Here is a 612-nt window from a genome sequence, read left to right as displayed (position 1 = left end):
TCGCGGAAACGACGCTGCCGAGCGCGCCGGTTTTGCCAGCGATGCGCGTGATGAGTCCCATGTGTCGCTCCCGAGTTCGGTTAACGGATCAGCGTTTGAGGCTGGACGGATAGCCCGCGTCCTCGGTCGCCTTGGTCAACTTCTGGACGTTGGTCTTGGCATCGTCGAAGGTGACGACGGCCTGGCGCTTGTCGAAACTTACGTCGGTCTTGCTCACGCCCTCAACCTTGGAAAGCGCGTGCTTGACAGTGATCGGGCAAGAGGCGCAGGTCATGCCAGGCACGGACAGCGTGACGGTCTGGGTGGCGGCCCACACGGGGGCAACAACGGCAGCGAGGGCGAGGGCGGCAAACAGTTTTTTCATGATGAACTCCTGTGATTAATAGAAAAATGGCATGACGTAGGGAAATCCGAGCGAGACCAGGACCAGCGCGGCCACGATCCAGAAAATGAGCTTGTAAGTAGCTCGCACTTGGGGAATCGCGCAGACCTCACCCGGTTTGCAGGCTTGCGCCGGGCGGTAGATGCGCCGCCAGGCGAAAAACAGCGCGACCAGCGCTGCGCCGATGAAGATCGGGCGATAGGGTTCCAGCACCGTCAGGTTGCCGATCC

General features: G+C 60.9%; 2 protein-coding genes and 1 pseudogene. All 3 read right to left on the bottom strand.

What is annotated here, in order from left to right; all coding sequences use genetic code 11:
• A pseudogene (locus tag HMPREF3143_RS25495) lies at positions 1-61 on the bottom strand (mercury transport protein MerC); the annotation flags it as partial.
• Positions 62-88: 27 nt separating this feature from the next.
• Entirely contained in the window at positions 89-364 is a 276-nt protein-coding gene (gene merP / locus HMPREF3143_RS05610; protein ID WP_000732275.1) for a mercury resistance system periplasmic binding protein MerP, read from the bottom strand.
• A gap of 15 nt (positions 365-379) precedes the next feature.
• Positions 380-612, bottom strand: a 233-nt coding sequence (locus tag HMPREF3143_RS05605; RefSeq protein WP_217628549.1) for a mercuric ion transporter MerT, incomplete at its 5' end; no start/stop codon positions are given.

Origin of the sequence: Enterobacter sp. HMSC16D10, from assembly GCF_001807145.1 — a bacterium.
Lineage (GTDB): Bacteria > Pseudomonadota > Gammaproteobacteria > Enterobacterales > Enterobacteriaceae > Enterobacter > Enterobacter roggenkampii.
This window is presented reverse-complemented; position numbering and strand designations above follow the sequence as displayed.